Genomic DNA, 19065 nt, shown 5'->3' with positions numbered 1-19065 from the left:
GCCGCGAGAATTGCGGTGCCCATCTATCGCACCATACCCTTGCCTTCGATGCCTGGGTTTTTCCCAACTGCCCTTGGACTGACAGCAAAGCGGCAAATCCCGGGGATGGTGTTTACCAACTCTACCTTTAATAGCGGTTCGCACGATGGTCGATGTGGTTCTCAAAAATCTGTCACCGCTTTTTGAGAGCCTGTATGCCAAAACCGATCGCCCATCGATTGCGCCCGAAAGACTCCTGCGCACTCTTCTGCTTCAGGTGCTTTACTCCGTTCGCAGTGAGCCGCTCCTCATGGAACAGTCTTGATTACGACCTGTTGTTCCGCTGGTTTGTCGGATTGAGTCTGGATGAAAAGGTTTGGGATGTGACGGTTTTCGGCAAGAATCGAGACGGGCTGCTTGACGGAGACATTGCCAGTGCCTTTTTTGAAAGAGTCCTCTGTCATGCCCGGGAACAGCGACTCCTGTCCGACGAGCATTTCACCGTAGACGGCACCCCGATTGAGCCTTGGGCAGGACAGAAAAGCTTCAAGAAAAAAGGGAACAATACCGTTGATGCTACAGACGATTCTGTAAATCCAACGGTTGATTTCAAGGGTGAGAAGAGATCGAACAAGACTCATCCATCGACCGCGGATCCAGATGCGAGACTCTATAAGAAAGCCAAAGGCCAGGAATCGAAGCTGTGCTGGCAGGGGCATGTGGTGATGCAAAACCGAAACGGTCTTGTCGTCAATGCACGAGTCACGAAGGCAATGGGAACGGCGGTACGACCGGCTGCCGTCGACATGCCTGGCGAATTGCCAGGGAAAAGGCGCGTAACCTCGGGGGCGACAAGGTTTACGATACGAAGGAATCTGTGAAGCAGACCAGAAGCATGGATGTGACCCCTCATATCGCCCATAACACGATAAACAGGGCAGGTTCCATTGATGAAGCGCACCACGAGGCATCCTGGATATCCGATCAATCAATGTAAGCGCAAACGAGTGGTGGAAATTTTCGGGCGGTTGAAGACAGTCGGAATGCTCCGAACGACGACGCATCGAGGAAGTGACCGAGTTGAATGAATGTTTACCCTTGGAGTCGCGGTCTACAACCTGGTCAGGATGCGAAATCTGATAGAGGCCGCCGGATAAAAGCGGGAGAAGTGCCTGGTCAGCAGGCTGGCCATGGCAGATCGGGATGGCAGATCCTCTGCCCCGAGCATAAAAGCCACCTAAAATCCTGCGCATAAACTCGTTGAAAGCCATAGTGAAGGGACAAATTGCCGAAGATCGGTTTTTTTCAGTATCCTGTTAAGCCGCGAAGAATCCGCGCGTCGGCTGTTGCACCGTTTCGATCTGGAAAACTTTAGCAAGACAGTCCGACGGTGATGTTTGTGCAGGCTTTATGATTGAATTTCGATATGACAGGCGATAATAGAAAAGAGCAATTGTTATACTTCGTTCTCTTCACACTATTGTATATCCCCTTTCTCTACAAATATGGATATTCCCTTGTATCCAATGCCACTATCGATTTTCCCTCGTATTATTCGGCCGCCAAGATAACTTTCGCAAAGGGCCTCTCCCCCTACGATTATAAGCTGCTTGTGCGTGATGGAGTGTTCATTGGTCCACCCTATCTTTATCCTCCGACTAGTCTTCTTTTTTGTTATCCTTTTTCGTTGCTTAGTTTCGATGCAGCCCAAGCACTGATGCTGTGTGTCAGTCATGTTTGTATCTTGATTTTTATATATCTCAGCTTTTTCAAGATCTTTGATTTCGATGCCAAGCGGCCCTTTTTTATTTTTGCCTTAGTTTATGTGCTCTCTTTCCAGCCCGTTCAGAAGACGATCGCTCTCGGCCAGATTAACTTGGCCGTGCTGGTTTTTATCTGCCTGGCTTGGTACGCATGGCTCTCTCAGAGTAAACCCTTCTTTGTCGCCCTTCCGCTCTCCATAGCTATTGCCACAAAAACCTACCCAGCGTTGCTTCTTTTCTATTTTCTGGCGAGACGGAGATATACAATCGTGGCCTGGACGGTAGGGCTGGTGGGGGGGTATATCGGCATCAGCTGGGTTTGTTTGCCTAGTGGTGCCTGGTTCGACTGGCTGACAAAAGTAGTCCCATCTGGGGGGTATGGCCGCGCCGCAATGGGTGTGCTTTCTCCCACCTCGCCATGGAATCAAAGCATCAATGGATTTTTATCTCGGATCTTCATTCAAAACCAATACAACGAAATATGGACCCATAATCCCGCTCTTGTTAGGCTGCTGATGTACCCCATTGCGTTCCTTCTTGTCGCGACGGCAATCGCCACCTGCGTTCTGTCCTCAAAAGGAAAAGCTGCAAAAGATTGTATTAACCTGCAATTTTCCTTTTTTCTCCTGACCATGTTTCTGGTTGGCCCCTTTTCCTGGGAACATCATCTCACCCTGTGTCTTCCGGCCATCGTGTTCCTTGGATATCACTCGGTGGAGTCCGAGGATCCTTTCGTTGTTAAAATCCTCGTCGGATTGTCGATGGTTATGATTGCATGGAACGTTAACCTCGGATCCCCCATTTTGCGGCAAGGACTGCTGACGCTGCTCATTTCTGTAAAATTGTATGCCGCGCTAGTGCTCTGGGCATATTCTGCGTGGAGCTTGGTGGGTTTGATTAAAGCGGAGTCTTCCTGCGAGATTTCATGATGGCTGACGGCGTCTTTAAGGCAAACGCAGACAGCTATTTAGCAAATGGCCGGCGGTCGTGGATATTATGGGGTACCACGGTTTTGATCATCCTCTTCGGTTTGTGCATTCGGCTTTATTTGTTGACGGAAAGAGGTTTGTGGCTTGATGAAGCTCTTTGCGTGAAAATCGCCGCCATTGAGGGATTCGTAAACATGCTGCGCAGGGTGACTCACGACATACATCCTCCTCTGTTTTATATCCTGCTTCATTCTTGGATTGTCCAATTCGGCAATACGGATTATTCCGTCCGTCTGTTTAGTGTGATTTGGGGAACTATGGGGTTGGCAGGGGTGTTCTTTCTATGCCGTTACGGACTGAACTGGAGCATGAAATACTCCAATCTAGCGGTTCTTTTGACGGCGGTGCTCCCCTTGCATGTCTATTATTCCCAAGAGGTTCGACCCTATGGCATGTGGTTCGCGCTGGCTTCCTTCGCTCTCGGATTTCTGCTTCGCGCTCATAGCCAAATGGGAATGCGCCTCTATCTCACCTTCGGCATGATTCAGGCCCTTGTGCTATATGTCCACCATGTGGCGTTCGTTTACTGCGCTCTGCTAAATGTGGCTTATTTGGCCATATCCTTGGTCTATAAACAGTTGAATAAGAGGCGCCTATGGGGATGGATTGCCTCTGGAATGGTCACCTTTTTAGTCTATTCGCCCTGGTTGCCTTTCTTTTGGAAACAGTTAAACAATCCCACGGTGTTCCCCGGTTTTCCCTACTGGGTCGGCAAGCCGTCTCTTTGGAGTGTGGGCCTCATTTTCGTTCAGGTGACTGGGGTCTGGAAACTGGATCTGCCTTTCCAACTGCCGAGATTACTCTATGTCCTTGCCGTGCTTCCGATTTGGCTATTGTTAACCTTTGGAACTTTCTATATTTTCAAGCAACAGCTCATAAAAGGAACGATTCTGGCTGCTTCTTTATTCGCATATCCGATTGGCATCTTTGTCCTGTCTCAAGTTGTTCTTCCCATCTGGCTGCTGAGAATTTTTCTTCCGGCGGCCCTTGGTGTACCGATCATCGCTGTCTTCGGGCTCAAATATGCCCATACGTTTGCGAGTCTGAAATTGATATCAAATGTAATCCTAATACTCGCTGTTCTGCTCGGTTCCTTTTCGAGCCTGCTATGGGTTCATACATATAAAAAAGACGATTGGAAAGGTGCAGGAGAGTATCTTTCCAGTTACGTGCAGGAAGGAGATGCTGTTTTTGTGTGCAGAGCCGCCAATAGGGTTGCTTTGGAACGCTATGTCAGGCCCGGAACAAACATAAGAGGCGTTGGAATAAATTGGATATCGAGGGAGGATTTCTCGGATAAACTTTCGAAGGAAGTACAAAGATTAGGTGGGCAATCAAAGAGGATTATCATTGCTACGTTTAATTCTGATATCATGCCCGAGAAGCTGATCGCAGGAATGCAAGGTACAGCGAGACTCGCGGAAAGAAAAACGTTCTATCATGTTTTGATTTTGGTTTTTTCTATGAAGAATTGAATGTCTTCGTTTTTGGGCGATTTTCATGCAGTGTATTTTCTTAGGAACGGTCGACGTGAAGGCAGCAGATGATTGGGAAAGGCGTGTTGCGTTAGGCATAATCGGGAAGAGATATTTTTGATGGAAGTGACGCAGCGCTGGGGTCTTTGGATCAATTGTTTTTCCGTGGAGACCTGGCGCTTCCGGGCAAAGCCGAAGAACAGGCTCGAGAGGCTTATAACATGAAAAGAACGTTTCTAATATGGCCTGCGGAAGTTACAAAGCAGTCCGCCTTATACCCGCCATTAGGATTGGCCAGTTTAGGCGCTGTGCTCAAGCAGCAAGGTTTCGCTGTTGAAATGGTTGATCTCACTTTTGACGAAGCTTGGCGCCAGATCCATTCATTGAATGGGCAAGGGGACATTTACGGGATTTCACTTACATCTTCTTTGTATGGCACGACAAAGAGATGCATTGATACGATTCGGAGTCGCGACAAACATGCGAAATTCGTGCTTGGAGGTCCGCATGCTAGTGTCCTCCCAGAGGAAACCCTGAAGGAATTAGGTGCAGAGGTTGTCTGCATGGGCGAAGCAGAAATCTCATTCCCATTGGTCATTAAGGCGCTGGAGAATGACGGGGATCTTGCAGGAATCAAGGGGATTGCATTTCGGGATAAGGATGACAGGGTTACCATAACCGCCGATATCGAGAAGATTGAGAATCTGGACGAACTGCCTTTTCCGGATCAATCGTTATTTCCTTATGAAAGGTATTTCAGGGCGAAAGGTTTCCGCGAGTTGTCTCTTGTCACATCACGCGGCTGCCCTGGAGAATGCATATTTTGTCAACCGACGCTGGAAAAAATGTTTGGGAAAAAAGTCAGATTTCATAGCAGTGACTATGTGATCAGGCAGATCCAAATGATGAAGGAGAAGTTCAAACTCGACTTTTTCGTTGTTTCGGACGACACTTTTGTCACAAACCGCAAAAGGGTGATCGATTTATGTGAAAGAATCAGGGACGAAAAAATCGATATTTTCTGGAGATGCCAATCGCGAGTCAGCTTGCTCGATCGAAAAATTATCAAAAAGCTGAAATCAGCTGGATGCTTTATGATTGCACTGGGCGTTGAGTCAGGAAGTCAAAAGATACTCGACCTTCTTCAAAAGGGAATCCGGGTAGAGAAAATAAAGGAAGTCTTCAGGATTTGCCATGAAGAGGGAATGCTGACACATGCTTACCTGATGATAGGAAGTGAGGGAGAAACTAGGCAAACAGTAGAGGAGACAAAAGACCTTCTTAAAACGATAAGGCCTTTCAGCTCCAATATCTGTGTGACAACTCCATACCCAGGAACATTTTTGCATCAGAGGCTCAGAGCGCAGGGACTTCTGGGGGCAAACACCTGGGAAAAGTACGACCATTTAATTAGTGATACGATCCATATTGAAACGTCGACCTTTAACTTGTCAGACGTGAATCGGTTTAAGGCCACTCTGCTAAGGGCGCAGAAGTATCCGGTTTTTCGGCTGATTTGCCTTTTGAAGGTGTTTTTGGATTTGAATAATCTTCAGAGATTGACAAGGCTGATCTTCTCAAATCCCGGAATCATAGTTCGTGGAGCAAGGCTGTTCTGCAAATCGATTTTTTCAAACCTTCTTGAGGTCAGCAACCCGAAGACAAAGGCATATAAGATTTTTGCGGAGAATTCCGAGACTGAAGTTTAGAGATTATGCTACTTTTTGCGCTCAGTCACGCTTGTGGCTCTGGGCGAGCGGTGAAGTCAGTGGCATATATGAGTCTTTTGTTCAGACGAAATTCTCGCTGTCATGAGGTACCCAAATGAAAGTCGGCCCTATAGCGACCGCAGCCTTGGTCTTGAGCCTGATTTTGAGCATTCCAGTGCCGGCACACGGCCGCTTCATCGATGACTTGTTCAACGCTGGACACGCACCGTTGTTCGGTGTTGCAGCTCTGGTTCTGCTGAGACTTGCACCGCGGAAACGAAAATACACGGTGTGGGAATACCTCATTGTGCTGTTTTTCACTGCGCTTATTGGGATTCTAACGGAATTGGTTCAGGGGGCCGAAGGAGGGGATGCCGAGGTGAGGGATGCGGTTGCCGATTTTCTCGGGGCGGCTTCATTTCTCGTATTTCACTACACCATTATCCACAAGTTTCCGGTGGCATTCCGCTGGCTGCTGCGGTTCTCCGCGCTGGCTGTTCTTCTTGCGGTTTTCAAGCCACCAATCCTGTCAGGGATGGAGACCATTCATCGGAACAGATCCTTTCCCATCCTTTTTGATTTCGATTCAGTCTGGGATTTGCGCAGATGCAGGCCGGACGACGCAAAGTTTGAAATCGCTGCTGCACCTGATGGTGCCGCAGAACCAAGGGGCAAGCGGATGGGTAAGGTCACATTCGAGCCTGCTAGGTATTCGGTTTTCGTCATCGATGAGTTATACCCGGACTGGACAGGGTGGGGGCAATTAGGGTTCACTGTCTATTCCGACCTTTCAAGCGCGGTGAGGCTGGCTCTGACCATTCAGGATATGCATTACAGTAGCGAGCATTCATACGACACTGAGCTCACAATCAGACCCGGCATCAACGCCATCCACATTTCTCTTGGGGCGTTGGCGGCGCATCGGATGGATATGACCGCAATCCGGCGGATCATGCTGATTGCGGAGCAGCCGGCGAACCCCTTCTCGCTTTATCTAGACGGTTTCCATCTTGAATAGCAACATTTTGAAGGATTTGTGCGCTGGGGAGAATTTTGTTGAAAGTAGCATGTCTTTTGTGCCGATGAAGATCAAAAACATGACTGGAAAGACTGTGCGCTTTCATGCAGCGAGAATAGGTTAAGATACTGAGCTCGTCATGAAAATTGTCATCATTGGGGCAGGTCCCTGCGGTCTGGGTGCAGCAAAAAGGCTTACTGACTGCCGCTTCGATGATTGGATTCTCTTCGAACGGCAAAGCTTCGCTGGAGGATTGTCGGCTTCCTTTGTTGATGATAAGGGCTTTACCTGGGACGTAGGCGGCCACGTGATTTTCTCGCATTATGAGGAATTTGACCGCATGCTCGAAGAGCAGTGCGGTGGCGAACTTCTGTACCATCGAAGAAAGAGTTTCATCAAAATCGGGAATTGCGAGGTCCCCTATCCCTTTCAGAACAATCTTGGCCATCTTCCATCTGATAAAGCACTCCGGACCTTGTTAGGCTTAATGACTGCCAAGGGTGGGAAAGCCACGATGCCTTTCAATGAGTGGATGGTGCAAACGTTCGGAGAGGATATCGTAAATCTGTTCATGAGGCCGTACAATTGGAAGGTCTGGGCTACGGAAGCGGAGAAAATGTCGTCGGACTGGATTGATGAGCGTGTAAGCATAGTCAGCTTTGAGGAGGCATTGAAGGGTGTTCTGTTGCGTCAGGCGGATGATGATTGGGGGCCAAACAGAACATTTGTATTTCCCTTGAGGGGGGGAACGGGAGAAATATTTCGGCGGTTGGCTGCCAGCCTGCCAAAACAAAAGTTGAAGTACAACAAGGAAGTTGTTGGAGTCAATCTCGCTGAGCGCACCATCTGTCTGAATGATGGGTCGAGGGTGCGCTACGAACATTTGATCACCTCGATGCCAGTTGATGTTCTTGTGAGATTGATTGAAGGTGTACCCGAATGCGTCCTGCAATGCGCGAGTTTGCTCCGTCATTCAGGTACGTATGCCGTTGGATGTGGAGTGACAATGCCATTGAAGGGAAATTGGTGCTGGATGTATTTTCCTGAATTGAGTCTTCCTTTCAATCGCGTGACAAATTTTGCACATTATTCCCCCTTCAATGTGCCCCTGGGTCGCACGGACCGATATTGTGCATTCATGTGTGAAACGTCTTTTTCGGATTGCAAGTCTGAAAAGCAGGAGGCGGTCGAAGTACGCACATGGGAGGGCCTCCATAATGTCGGATTTGTGCCGACGGGGTCGGAGAGGGCATCTTCCCATGTAATGAAGGTTGACTACGCATATCCTGTACCTACCCTGGGCAGGAACGAGGCATTGCGGGTTATCCAGTTGTATCTTATGGAACATCGAGCATATTCAAGAGGTAGATTCGGGGCGTGGATGTATGAGATTGGAAATATGGATCACTCCTACAAACAGGGAATTGACGTAGTTGACTTCATTATTGATGGAAAGGAAGAAAAGGAATGGCATCTGAAATGAGGGCTGCGCTCTCGATTGTCATGCCGATTTACAACGAAGAGCAGTGCATTGTGCAGATTATTGAGAGTATCCATGCGGCGATTCTCGCAAAACTGCCAGGGTCCAAGCTGCTTGCTGTAGATGATGGAAGTACGGACCGGACGGCTAAATTGATCGACGATCTCGCTAGGAAATATCCCCAGGTGATTCCGCTGCACAAATCAAACGGGGGCCACGGCGACGCTTTGTTATATGGTGCGGATCGAGCCGAGTGCGAGTATGTTTTTCTTATGGACAGCGATGGACAAACTGATCCTGCGGACTTTTGGATTCTATGGCAAAGACGTCATGAATCCGAATTCCTTACGGGTGTGCGGAAGAAACGTCACGATCCGTCGCATCGCATCGTCATCGCACGCCTTCTCCGATACGGTATCCTTGCCGTCTTTGGGGTAGCGTGCCGGGACGTGAACGCACCTTTCAAGTTGATGACATGGGATTTCTACCAGAGAATCAGAAGGTTGATACCGGATGACAGCTTGACTCCTTCCTTGCTTCTCTGCATCGCAGCAAAGGGAAGTCTGGAGAAGATTGTTGAGACAAACATCCGACATTTGCCGCGGACGACCGGCGCCTGCAGTATTCGTTACTTTAAACTGCTTCGCTTTTGTATGCGGGCTTTGGTGCAGTTTCTCAGGTTTCGCTGGTCAGCATGGAGTCATGTTCGAGCGCTCAATCAGGCGGGACGGCAACCGGCCTCTGTTTTGCCAGGGAGTTAGTTCAAGGCACTGCACTCCAGCACGGGCGGCAGTTGTTCCGTGGCGATGAATTCAGAAATGGGTGACCTGGTTGTCGGTAGATCGTCAGTGACAATAGCTCGATGCTCATCACCCCGCCGGTGCAATATCTGAATTGAGTGCTTCCTGCGCATCCGGCCCGACGCGCTGCCAGGCCCGATAGCAATGAAATAGTGGTATCCTCGCCGGTTGAGCCAAAGTATAACGGGCACGGACTTCTTGGCGATGATTTCCGGACCGCAGGTTCTATCTCGCGACCTGCCCGCACGGGGCATGCGGTAATGGGTACGTCGGTGGCTTCTAAATTTAGTTGGGTTTGCCATGAAACCTCGTACCAGATTCACCGTCGCCTTATATATTTATATCACTCTCGTGCTCTTCTCCTCCCTCGGCCTTTTTTTAGGGGAAAATTGTTCTCCTCCCCGTGCTGATGAAGGTGCGTTCAAGGGTGCTGATGGCCAAGTTGCCAGTGTGATAGTCGACGGCGCTGTTGGATATCAAACAATCGAAGGATGGGGTATTACCGCGCACGTGTACGCGCCCTGGACCAAAACGTGGCCACCAAATTATCCTATTCCATTCCCGGATGTTGCGAAGGAGATAAAAGGTCTGGGTTATGACTATGCCATGGTGTTGCATCCTCCCGAAGAGGTTTCCAACGACGACCGCGATCCTTTTCATTACAATTGGATTTCGTACAATAAACAATTCGGTAAACATTTTTTATATTTCGAGCGAGCCAAGGCACTCCAGGACGCCGGCTTGAAATTGGTTGTGGTGGAATATAATTATAACGTGATGGATTGGGCAACTGATGGACCTGCTTATAATCTGCCCAACAATCACATCCGTTCCTCTGATTCCAGGATTTATGAAGAAGTTGCCGAATATTGGACTGCACTCCTTCATTATGCACAAAACAACTACGGTCTTACTTTTGATTATATTTCACTTCAAAATGAACCTGGTCCTGATGGAATCATGACGTACTGGTCGCCTGCGGAATTAACCGCCGGCATCAAAGCAGTCGCTTCCCGATTGCAGCAGGAAGATTTTAATACGAAGATTCTTGCACCGGAAGACGCTTCTGCATCGGGATCAGAGAATTATTTGCAGACGATACTCCAGGATCCGGTTGCAGGAAGCTGTTTGTTTCGAGGTGCGTTCCACGGTTATGCCACAGTTGCAAATGGCAAGGCAGACAATGCTATCAGCGGTTTCGTTGATCTTGCTCAGGACAATCTTGTTAGGAATCGGGGGTTAGCATTATGGATGACGGAATGGGCATTTGGAACTACCCAAATTGACAAAGTATTGGAATACAGCAAGATGATATACAATGCGCAAGTGTACGGAAACGCTACAAACTATTTTGTTTGGAGTGCTACGGCCCACTCTGAAGACGGAATATTCGCGGACAGTGTTACGGATGGAATGGTTGATGTTTTGAAATACGGACGGGCATTAAGTCAATATACCAGGTACATCCGCCCGGGGGCAAAAAGGATCAGTGCAACAGTGGCTGGCACTAACGACCTATACGTCACTGCCTTTAAACATGAAGCAAATCATCAGTTTACCGTGGAAGCCATCAATAAAGGTAAGGCCGAGCATACGGTGACTTTTGCGATCAGAAACCAGGGAGGAATTTCCAAGCTCGATGTAATCCGTACTTCTTCTTATGAGGACGCAGTCAATTTAGGCTCGATCTTAGTAAATAAAACCCTTTTTGTTTATGCGCTGAGAAAGGAAAGTGTCACTACCTTTACTGGTACGATTTCTGCAGGCGAGGCACTTCCATGTGTGATGTATTTTCCGCAAGTTGTCCTCGGAGGAGGATATAGCATGATATCCACTCTTGTTTGTATGAGGGTTTGGAATAATGTCGGCAACGTATGGTTGAGAAATGGGGATACGGGTACCTCTAAGGAAGGTTTAATGCCGATGACAAAAAGGGAGAATTTTGGGGCAACCGCAGGATTGTCTGGTTGGGCTCAAGGCAAAAGAAAGAATCCCAGGTGGCTCGCAGGTCACTTTGGGCTGCAAAATGCAGCGTGTTCGGGATATCTGCTGAGCGCGCGTCGAAGAGTCGGGAAAAAATCGCCTGAGGAGGGTGGGAACCACATGAGGCTTTATATATGATTTTCGATCCCCAACTCAAAATCTACATAATCAACAATAACCAACACGCTCATGAATGTAAGTGTTTTCGCCTCTAAGGTCCGGGCATGCGTGCGCGACGTTCGTGCAAAAGAGGCGGTTCATCTCAAGGGATTGATCGACAGGCCAGGGGTGTGGCTCGGGCTTTTGCCGACGGCGGTGTTTTTTATAGTCGGGCTTATTATCTCATCCGATTATGGCGTCACGATCGACGAGCCGGAGTCGGTTGAAGGGTCAAAAGCCTATTTGAAGATCGTGTTATCCTTTTTTTCAGGTCAATCGCTTCCCGCATGGCCTTTCCATGAATTGAGAGGTTATTATTTCCCAACGGATTTAATCCGTGGGATTACTGCAGCAGTTGTGTCGAAAGCTCTTCCTTCCATCAATTATTACCGCGGATTTCATTTGGCCAATTTGATTTTTTCCTCGGCGAGCCTTTTCCTCATCTACGAGATCGTCGTTCTGGTCTGTTCAAAAAGAAGAGTTGCTTTGATGTCGGCTTTCTCCCTGGCTCTGATGCCTCAGTTCATCGCGCATTCTCAGAATAATCCCAAGGATTTAATCGCGTTGTTTGGAGTCGCACTAGCGGTTTGGTGCGTTCTCAAATTTTGCAAATCTGACTCAAACAATCGCGTGCTGATTGGTCTGGCCGGCTTGGGATGGGCGCTGACCACGACGCCGTTTGCGTTTCTGGCGGTGGTGTTGATGACAGTTTGGCTGGCGATCTTTCGTCCGACGCGGTTTCTCTGGCGTTGGAAGAACTATTTCTTCCTTATCGCTGGAGGAATTTTTGTTGCTATCCTGTTTTGGCCTTGGTTATGGGACGATCCCATTTCCAAAATTTATTCCGTTCTGTTGCTCCCTTTCAAGTTCTCTTTTAATATCCATGAAGTCTACATGAGAAAGATTTATCTGGTGTCGGATCTTCCCTGGCATTATGTCCCCGCTCATTTGTTTTCCTCCGTGCCGCTCCCAATGTTGATGGGTTTATTTCTCAGTGTCGGCTCGCTTCTCTTGAAAAAGGAAAATGAACCTCAGTTGCGGCCGCTGCTGAGTTTGGCTGGGATGTGGCTCATGGCCGGCTTGGCGATCTCATTTCAATCCAGTCTCAAATACAACGCGATGCGACATTTCCTTTTTCTTCTTCCTGCGCTCAGCGTTCTTGTCGGCGCCGGATTTGAGATTTTGATGACCAGTTGGGGGAAAAAAGTGGGCATTTCTCTCGTCGTCACTTTTTATAGTTTTTGCTTGATCCAAATGATTCGGATACATCCTTATGAGGGGGCTTTCTTAAATGGTATTGCCAACTCGGCTATTCGGGAGCCGTCTGATGAAGTGTTCAGTTTGGAATATTTCGGTCATGCGTATCAGGAGGGCGCTCGGTGGCTTAACGCTCACGCTGAAAATGGCGCGAAAATTTTCGTTCCCATGGCTGCGTCCTGCGCCAATATGAGCTTGGAAAAAAAAACTTCACCAGGTTCGCTGGAAAAATTTGAAGATTCCTCCCAACCGTCGTATTTGATGTACATCACTCGCCGTTCTCGCTACGAGGACATGATTCGTTACGCCGAGTCCAATTTGAAGCCGGTGTTTGAAATCCGCCGCCAGAAGGCGGTACTGCTCAAGATCTTTAAAAATACCACTGGAATGGTCAGGTAATCTGCATTTATTAGCGAGGTTTTGGAAAAGCCGGTAGCAATGTGAGCGTGAAGAGGAGTGAGGAAATGAGCCTGCCCAGATTCATCATCGCAAAGGGCCGGGATGTCTCGGCACCTATGCCATAGGACAAGGCCGCCGGAATCGATGCGCTTGCTCAGCTCACTCTCGTCGATGACAACTGTGGTCTATCTATGCTTTCGAGCTTTTTTTGAGGTCCGGCCTCTGCTCTTTTTCCCATCGGCGGATCAAGGCTTCATTGCGTTCCAATGCTCGTCCGGTCGGCCTTTGGCAACTCCATCCGAGGTTCCTCAGCACCTTCCAGACATGCGGTTGCTTCGTACTGGTAGGCCAAGTGACTAAGGGCTTGATGACGCGGATCCAACGATGCAGGCGCAAAACGGCGACGCTTCTGTCCACGTGAATAACAGGTTTTTAATCTAAGGCCAGCCCGTGCAGGGACCAGCGAGATGCTGTTTTTATTGCGAAGAGTTGCCAGCCTCGAGAAGCCCTGGGCAAACATTACCAGAGTGACATGATAAGGTAACCCCGCCAAACGACCGCATTTGTAGTGATCCAATCCAAGCTCTTCCTTTAATTGACGGTGGTCCTGCTCTATTTTCCAGCGAGCTTTCGGCAAGTGAGGTACTCCGCATCCTGAGGACCGAATATCGAAATATCTAAGGTGGATCCTTTCAACGATGAATATGTTTCCCAGTAGACATCTGAGGGAAGGTCGAAGAGGTCTGCACAAGAGGAGGATCGCATGCCCGTTGAACGCAACCTGGAAAAACTGCACCTCGGTGTGATTACGCCGATGGCCAACGAGGCCTCCACGGCTATGGAGTTCGTCCAACGGGTATTGGACAACTGCCGGAGCGTCCCGCACACGGATCTCTTCGTAGTGGTCGATAGGGTCTCAACGGATGGAACACGTGCTGTGCTAGAAAAATATTCTCAGCGGGAACCGAGATTGCGGGTTGTTTGGGCGCCCGAGAATAAGTGCGTGGTCGATGCCTATTTGCGCGGATATCGGGAAGCGCTGGCGGCAGGATGCGGTTGGATACTGGAGATGGATGCGGGGCTTAGCCATCTGCCTGAGCAGATTCCTAGTTTTCTTGCGTGTATACCGGAAGGTTTCGACTGCGTGTTTGGGAGCCGGTTTTCAAGGTCAGGGGCATATGCGGACGCCTCCTGGAAACGTAGATTCGTCAGCCGGGGCGGAACTTGCCTTGCAAACCTGATGCTTGGCACTCGCCTGTCAGATATGACGAGTGGTTTTGAGCTTTTTTCATGTGAGACACTGAGACTTGTATTAGAAAAAGGCATCCAATCCAAAGCGCATTTCTTCCAGACAGAAATACGTGCCTATTGTCACGGCGTTCGAATTCGAGAAGTCCCAATCATGTATCGCAATCCCAGCTCGCAGGTCAACAGCCGCGTGATTGTTGAGGCCCTGCGCCAGCTTGCCAGGTTGGCGCGGTTGCGATGGCAACGCGATCTTCACATCCGACTGGAGCAGGATAAACAGGAGTTGGCACCATGAATTCGATCGCGGCGTTGGTTTTAACTTCCATTGCTTCACCCAATGCGATCCTTCAAGCGCTGGCCGATGTAGCCTCGAAACAGGCGTGGCACTTCTATCTAATCGGAGACGAACGAACTCCTGCTGAATTTTACTTGCCGGGTTGCGACTTTTTCCCGTTGTCTCTGCAGCGGGGCACAGGCTTCCGATTTGCGCGCGAATGCCCCACAAGGCACTACGCAAGGAAGAATATCGGATATCTTCTGGCATTCCGAGAGGGGCACGAAGTGATTGTGGAGACAGATGACGACAACATTCCGCTGCAAGCCTTCGGCATTGCACGTCGGCGAGAGGCCTATGCGCCGGTGCTGAGTGAAGTAAGCTGGGTCAATGTATACCGGTATTTTTCGGAAGCTTCTATCTGGCCACGAGGATTCCCGTTGGATGCGGTGCATGAAGATGTTCCCAAACTGCCGTCAGCCTCGCCGGCTGACTGCCCAATCCAGCAGGGCCTTGCCGATGACAATCCCGACGTCGACGCGATCTACCGATTGCTCTGCGCTCTTCCCATTCAGTTTCGGCGAGGAGTCCAGGTCGCGCTGGGCATGGGCGCATGGTGCCCTTTCAACAGTCAAAATACCACCTGGTTTCTAGATGCGTTCCCGTTGATGTACTTGCCGTCGTATTGCTCTTTCCGGATGACCGACATCTGGCGAAGCCTGTTGGCACAGCGGATCGGCTGGGAGTATGGCTGGTCCGTGCTATTTCATGAAGCGACTGTGCAGCAACTACGAAACGAGCACGACCTGATGAAGGATTTTGCTGATGAGGTTCCCGGGTACTTGCTAAACCGCAAGATCGCCCGTTGTCTTGATTCACTCTCGTTGTCGCACCTTAGGGATGATATAGGACACAACCTGAGGGTGTGCTACGAAGCCCTGGTTGAGGAAGGTGTGATGGATCGGCGGGAACTGGGGCTACTGGATGCATGGCTGGGTGATCTTGCAGAGATTGGCCTGATTCGTGAATGATCACTTCACAACTTAGAACTGGTCTTCGTCGGTTTCGCTCAGATACATAAATTCCCGGCGATACCTGATACCTATGGAAAAGTGCGCACCTCGAGTGCGTCCCGGAAATCGATCCCTTCTTCCTATCGAGCATCCGCAACGGCTGTGCAGGCTCGTAGGATTTGCACAGTTTTTCCATGAGCCATTTTTACACATTAGACCACTCCCGCCTATGATGTCGTTTGGCCGGAGTATTCTTGGGTGAATGGCAAGAATAGATCTTTGTACGCTGTAAAACGGAGACGGACGCGGACAGTTTTGCCCTTGTCGGCGGACAAAAGCTTCTGCTCGCGTCCGGCGGCGGCCAATTCTTTGGTTTTTTTCTGCTTGCCATCCAATTTAATGGATGGTTCAGGTTGGATGCTATAGAACACGGTCATGGTATGAATATAGCTTTACTATGAACCTGATAATTTTCCAAACGGAGACCTCATGAAAGCGTCGGCTACCTCAGATCTTTACATTAGAATAAAGCGATTTCGCGGGTTGATCTTGGCCTGCGTTGTGCTGATCCTAGTATCGGTCATCCTTTTCACTGGATACGGTGCTCCGTTACGAGGAATGCTTATAAGGCGTCTTGATGCGGTTGCGATCAAGCGGGTGCAGTCACTTGCCCAGTGGGAGACCGTAGAATACGATAACCACTGGCAGGGTGTGCGAATGTTGCAGTATCCCAGCGACCTAGTCGCTTATGAGAACATCATCTTTGACACTGAACCTGACTTCATTGTCGAGACGGGAACATACTACGGTGGCATGACTCTCTATCTAGCCACGCTCCTTGATTGCAGAAATGGTGCAGGAACGGTGATTTCTGTTGACATCGATGGAAGCATGTGGGATCGGACCCGGCAAGCGACAAAAATCAAAGAAAGCATTCTCGGACGAATCACGTTTATTAATGGCAGCAGTACGGCAGCGTCCGTGTATGCGTCCATTGCAAAGTTGGTTGCGGGCCATAGTGTCCTGGTGATCCTCGACTCTAATCATGCAAAGCCGCATGTAGTTTCGGAACTGAACCTCTATTCCAATCTGGTGAAGGTCAATGGGTATATTCTCGTCAACGATACGCACATTGACAATACAGTATTCTCTGGAAATCAGCCCGGGCCATTGGCGGCAGTGAAGGAGTTTCTCTCGACGCATCCGGACTTTCGGATCGATCGCTCCAGGGATCGATACTTTCTGAGCTGCGTACACTCGGGATTTCTCAAGAGAATAAGATAATTGGTCGTTGGCTCTTGACTGATCTTGGTCAACTGCGTGAAGATACAGCCCCGTGTCGCTGTTGAGGCAATCCGCGGACGTCTCATCGGAATGCACATCTCCTGGTATTTAGGTTCTGGTCGTTGCTCCGCGTTAAGTGAGGTGCTGAAATGGATTACCTGGACGAACTGGAAAGCAAGAGCATTTACATCATCCGGGAAGCTTACAAGCAGTTCCGGAACATCGGCATGCTGTGGTCGATCGGGAAAGACTCCACCACGCTTTTGTGGATGGTGCGGAAGGCGTTCTTTGACCGGATCCCGTTCCCGATCCTGCATCTCGATACTAGCTACAAGTTCAAAGAGATCTATGACTTCCGGGACAGTAAAGCTAAGGAGTGGGGGCTCAGGCTGCTCGTCGCCAGGAACGAGGCGGCCCTGGCAGCCGGAATGAGTCCCGGCACAGGGAAACTCAACTGCTGCAACGTGCTCAAGACCGATGCCCTCAAAATGGCGATCGATCAGTACAAGTTCAAGGCCCTTCTTTTGGGCATCCGCAGGGACGAGCACGGGATCCGGGCCAAGGAACGCTACTTCTCTCCCCGCGACCAGGATTTTAAATGGGACTATAAGAACCAGCCGCCGGAGCTGTGGGATCAGTACAAATCCAAGCAGATGGATGACGACCACATCCGCGTCCATCCGCTGCTGCACTGGACGGAACTGGATATCTGGGAGTATGTCGCCCGGGAAGGGATTCCGATCGTCAGCCTCTATTTTGCCAAAAACGGGCGGCGTTTTCGATCGATCGGCTGCGAAAGCTGTTGTGCTCCCATTGAATCCGATGCCGACACGCTGCCCAAGATCATCGAAGAGCTCAGGACCACAACAACCGCAGAACGGGCCGGCCGCGCTCAAGACAAAGAATCGGCCTATGTCATGCAGAAGCTGCGCAGTCTGGGATACATGTGAGGTAAACGATGTTCGAACATTTGAAATTCGTGATTGTCGGCCATGTGGATCACGGCAAATCGACCCTGATCGGCCGCCTTCTCTACGACACGGACAGCCTTCCCGAGGAGAAGATCGAGGAGGTAAGGCGGACCTGCGAAGAATTGGGGCGGGAGATGGAGTTCGGGTTCGTGATGGATCACCTGGAGGAGGAACGATCCCAGGGGATCACCATCGACACCGCGCAGACCTTCTTCAAGACCGGCAAGAGGCGTTATGTCATCATCGATGCTCCTGGCCACAAGGAGTTCATCAAGAACATGATCACCGGCGCCTCGCAAGCGGAAGCCGCAATTCTGATTGTGGACGCGCACGATGGGGTGAAAGAACAGACCAAGCGGCATGCCTACCTGCTGCGCATGCTGGGCCTCGATCAGGTGATCGTGGTCATCAACAAGATGGACTTGGTCGGTCATGCGCAGGCTCGCTTCCATGAAGTCCAGCACGAACTAATGACGTTTCTGTCGTCGCTCGGAATCGCGCCGACCTTCACGATTCCGATTTCCGCCCGCGACGGGGACAACGTCGCGTTTCCCTCAGATAAGATGCCCTGGTATGATGGCCCGACCGTCCTCGACGGACTTGACTCCTTCCTCCCAAGAGAGGCGGCGTCCAACCGGCCGTTGCGGTTTCCGATTCAGGATGTCTACAAGGTGAAGGACAAGAGGATCCTGGTGGGGAGGGTGGAGGCGGGGAAGATCTGTCAGGGTGACGAGGTCGCCTTCCTCCCGCAAGAGGCTAGGACAACTGTACGCTCGATCGAAAGTTTGTGGCAGGAAAAGACCGAGGCGGAGGCCGGCGAAAGCATAGGCGTTACTCTCGCAGAACCGCTGTTTATCGAGCGCGGAGCAGTCGCCTGCCCGACCGGAAACAGGCCCGTAGTGACGTCGAAGGTTCAGGCGAACGTGTTCTGGATGTCCAAGCGCCCGTTTCGCGTTGGTGAGGATCTGTCGCTTCGCATCGCGACCCAGGAGGTTCCGGTCGACATCAGGATCGAGAGAAAAATCGACTCGTCGACCTTGGAACCAATCTGCCAGGACCAGGAGTGTGTCTTGGAAACAGAGGTCGCCGAGGTCGAGATCAGCACGCGCCAGCCCATCGTCGTAGAGAACTTCAATTACATTCAGGAATTGGGACGATTCGTTCTGACCCGGGGCCTCGATGTCGTGGCGGGGGGGATCATCACGCGCACGGCCTTGGGCTGAGGAAGGAGTCTCTCACCCGGAGTAGCCGTTTCGTGGCGCAA

At 50.1% G+C, this 19065-nt stretch carries 15 protein-coding genes; 14 read left to right on the top strand and 1 reads right to left on the bottom strand.

The window, feature by feature from the left end:
- Window positions 1-194: 194 nt before the first annotated feature.
- The 9 genes from LAP85_06000 (at window position 195) to LAP85_05960 (ending at window position 13011) form a co-directional block, all read left to right on the top strand.
- Window positions 195-860: a transposase gene (locus LAP85_06000; protein MBZ5495937.1), complete on the top strand. Its 666-nt coding sequence runs from the start codon at window positions 195-197 to the stop codon at window positions 858-860.
- A 533-nt stretch (window positions 861-1393) separates the two neighbouring features.
- Window positions 1394-2671, top strand: a complete 1278-nt coding sequence (locus tag LAP85_05995) for a DUF2029 domain-containing protein (protein ID MBZ5495936.1) — start codon at window positions 1394-1396, stop codon at window positions 2669-2671.
- On the top strand, window positions 2668-4206 hold the full coding sequence (locus tag LAP85_05990; GenBank protein ID MBZ5495935.1) for a glycosyltransferase family 39 protein: 1539 nt from the start codon (window positions 2668-2670) through the stop codon (window positions 4204-4206). The genes LAP85_05995 and LAP85_05990 overlap by 4 nt, the downstream gene beginning before the upstream one ends.
- A 221-nt stretch (window positions 4207-4427) precedes the next feature.
- Window positions 4428-5915 (top strand): B12-binding domain-containing radical SAM protein, encoded by a 1488-nt coding sequence (locus tag LAP85_05985; GenBank protein ID MBZ5495934.1) that lies wholly within the window; start codon window positions 4428-4430, stop codon window positions 5913-5915.
- 379 nt (window positions 5916-6294) lie between these two features.
- The gene (locus tag LAP85_05980) at window positions 6295-6933 is read left to right on the top strand and encodes a hypothetical protein (GenBank protein ID MBZ5495933.1); all 639 of its coding nucleotides are present in this window, start codon (window positions 6295-6297) and stop codon (window positions 6931-6933) included.
- Between the two features lie 139 nt (window positions 6934-7072).
- Window positions 7073-8416, top strand: coding sequence for an FAD-dependent oxidoreductase (locus LAP85_05975; GenBank protein MBZ5495932.1), 1344 nt, complete (start codon window positions 7073-7075; stop codon window positions 8414-8416).
- Window positions 8401-9174: a glycosyltransferase family 2 protein gene (locus tag LAP85_05970; protein MBZ5495931.1), complete on the top strand. Its 774-nt coding sequence runs from the start codon at window positions 8401-8403 to the stop codon at window positions 9172-9174. The genes LAP85_05975 and LAP85_05970 overlap by 16 nt, the downstream gene beginning before the upstream one ends.
- Before the next feature lie 339 nt (window positions 9175-9513).
- Window positions 9514-11334, top strand: a complete 1821-nt coding sequence (locus LAP85_05965) for a hypothetical protein (GenBank protein MBZ5495930.1) — start codon at window positions 9514-9516, stop codon at window positions 11332-11334.
- Window positions 11335-11385: 51 nt separating this feature from the next.
- A complete protein-coding gene (locus LAP85_05960) occupies window positions 11386-13011 on the top strand; it encodes a glycosyltransferase family 39 protein (GenBank protein ID MBZ5495929.1) in 1626 nt (541 codons plus the stop codon).
- Between the two features lie 189 nt (window positions 13012-13200).
- On the opposite strand, the gene LAP85_05955 is transcribed toward LAP85_05960, so the two are convergent.
- Window positions 13201-13407 (bottom strand): winged helix-turn-helix domain-containing protein, encoded by a 207-nt coding sequence (locus LAP85_05955; GenBank protein ID MBZ5495928.1) that lies wholly within the window; start codon window positions 13405-13407, stop codon window positions 13201-13203.
- Between the two features lie 418 nt (window positions 13408-13825).
- Here LAP85_05955 and LAP85_05950 point away from each other — a divergent pair, with 418 nt between their 5' ends.
- The 5 genes from LAP85_05950 to LAP85_05930 all read left to right on the top strand — a co-directional run bounded on the left by LAP85_05950 (window position 13826) and on the right by LAP85_05930 (window position 19024).
- Window positions 13826-14554 carry a glycosyltransferase gene (locus LAP85_05950; protein ID MBZ5495927.1) on the top strand — a complete coding sequence of 243 codons (729 nt, stop codon included), beginning with the start codon at window positions 13826-13828 and terminating at the stop codon, window positions 14552-14554.
- On the top strand, window positions 14551-15564 hold the full coding sequence (locus LAP85_05945) for an STELLO glycosyltransferase family protein (protein ID MBZ5495926.1): 1014 nt from the start codon (window positions 14551-14553) through the stop codon (window positions 15562-15564). Before LAP85_05950 ends, LAP85_05945 begins: the two co-directional genes overlap by 4 nt.
- 471 nt (window positions 15565-16035) lie before the next feature.
- Window positions 16036-16830 carry a cephalosporin hydroxylase family protein gene (locus LAP85_05940; GenBank protein ID MBZ5495925.1) on the top strand — a complete coding sequence of 265 codons (795 nt, stop codon included), beginning with the start codon at window positions 16036-16038 and terminating at the stop codon, window positions 16828-16830.
- A gap of 149 nt (window positions 16831-16979) precedes the next feature.
- On the top strand, window positions 16980-17780 hold the full coding sequence (locus LAP85_05935) for a sulfate adenylyltransferase subunit 2 (protein MBZ5495924.1): 801 nt from the start codon (window positions 16980-16982) through the stop codon (window positions 17778-17780).
- An 8-nt stretch (window positions 17781-17788) separates the two neighbouring features.
- Window positions 17789-19024 (top strand): GTP-binding protein, encoded by a 1236-nt coding sequence (locus LAP85_05930; protein MBZ5495923.1) that lies wholly within the window; start codon window positions 17789-17791, stop codon window positions 19022-19024.
- Window positions 19025-19065: the final 41 nt, after the last annotated feature.

The sequence above is a fragment of the Terriglobia bacterium genome, assembly GCA_020072565.1.
Classification (GTDB): Bacteria; Acidobacteriota; UBA6911; order UBA6911; family UBA6911; genus JAFNAG01.
This window is presented reverse-complemented; position numbering and strand designations above follow the sequence as displayed.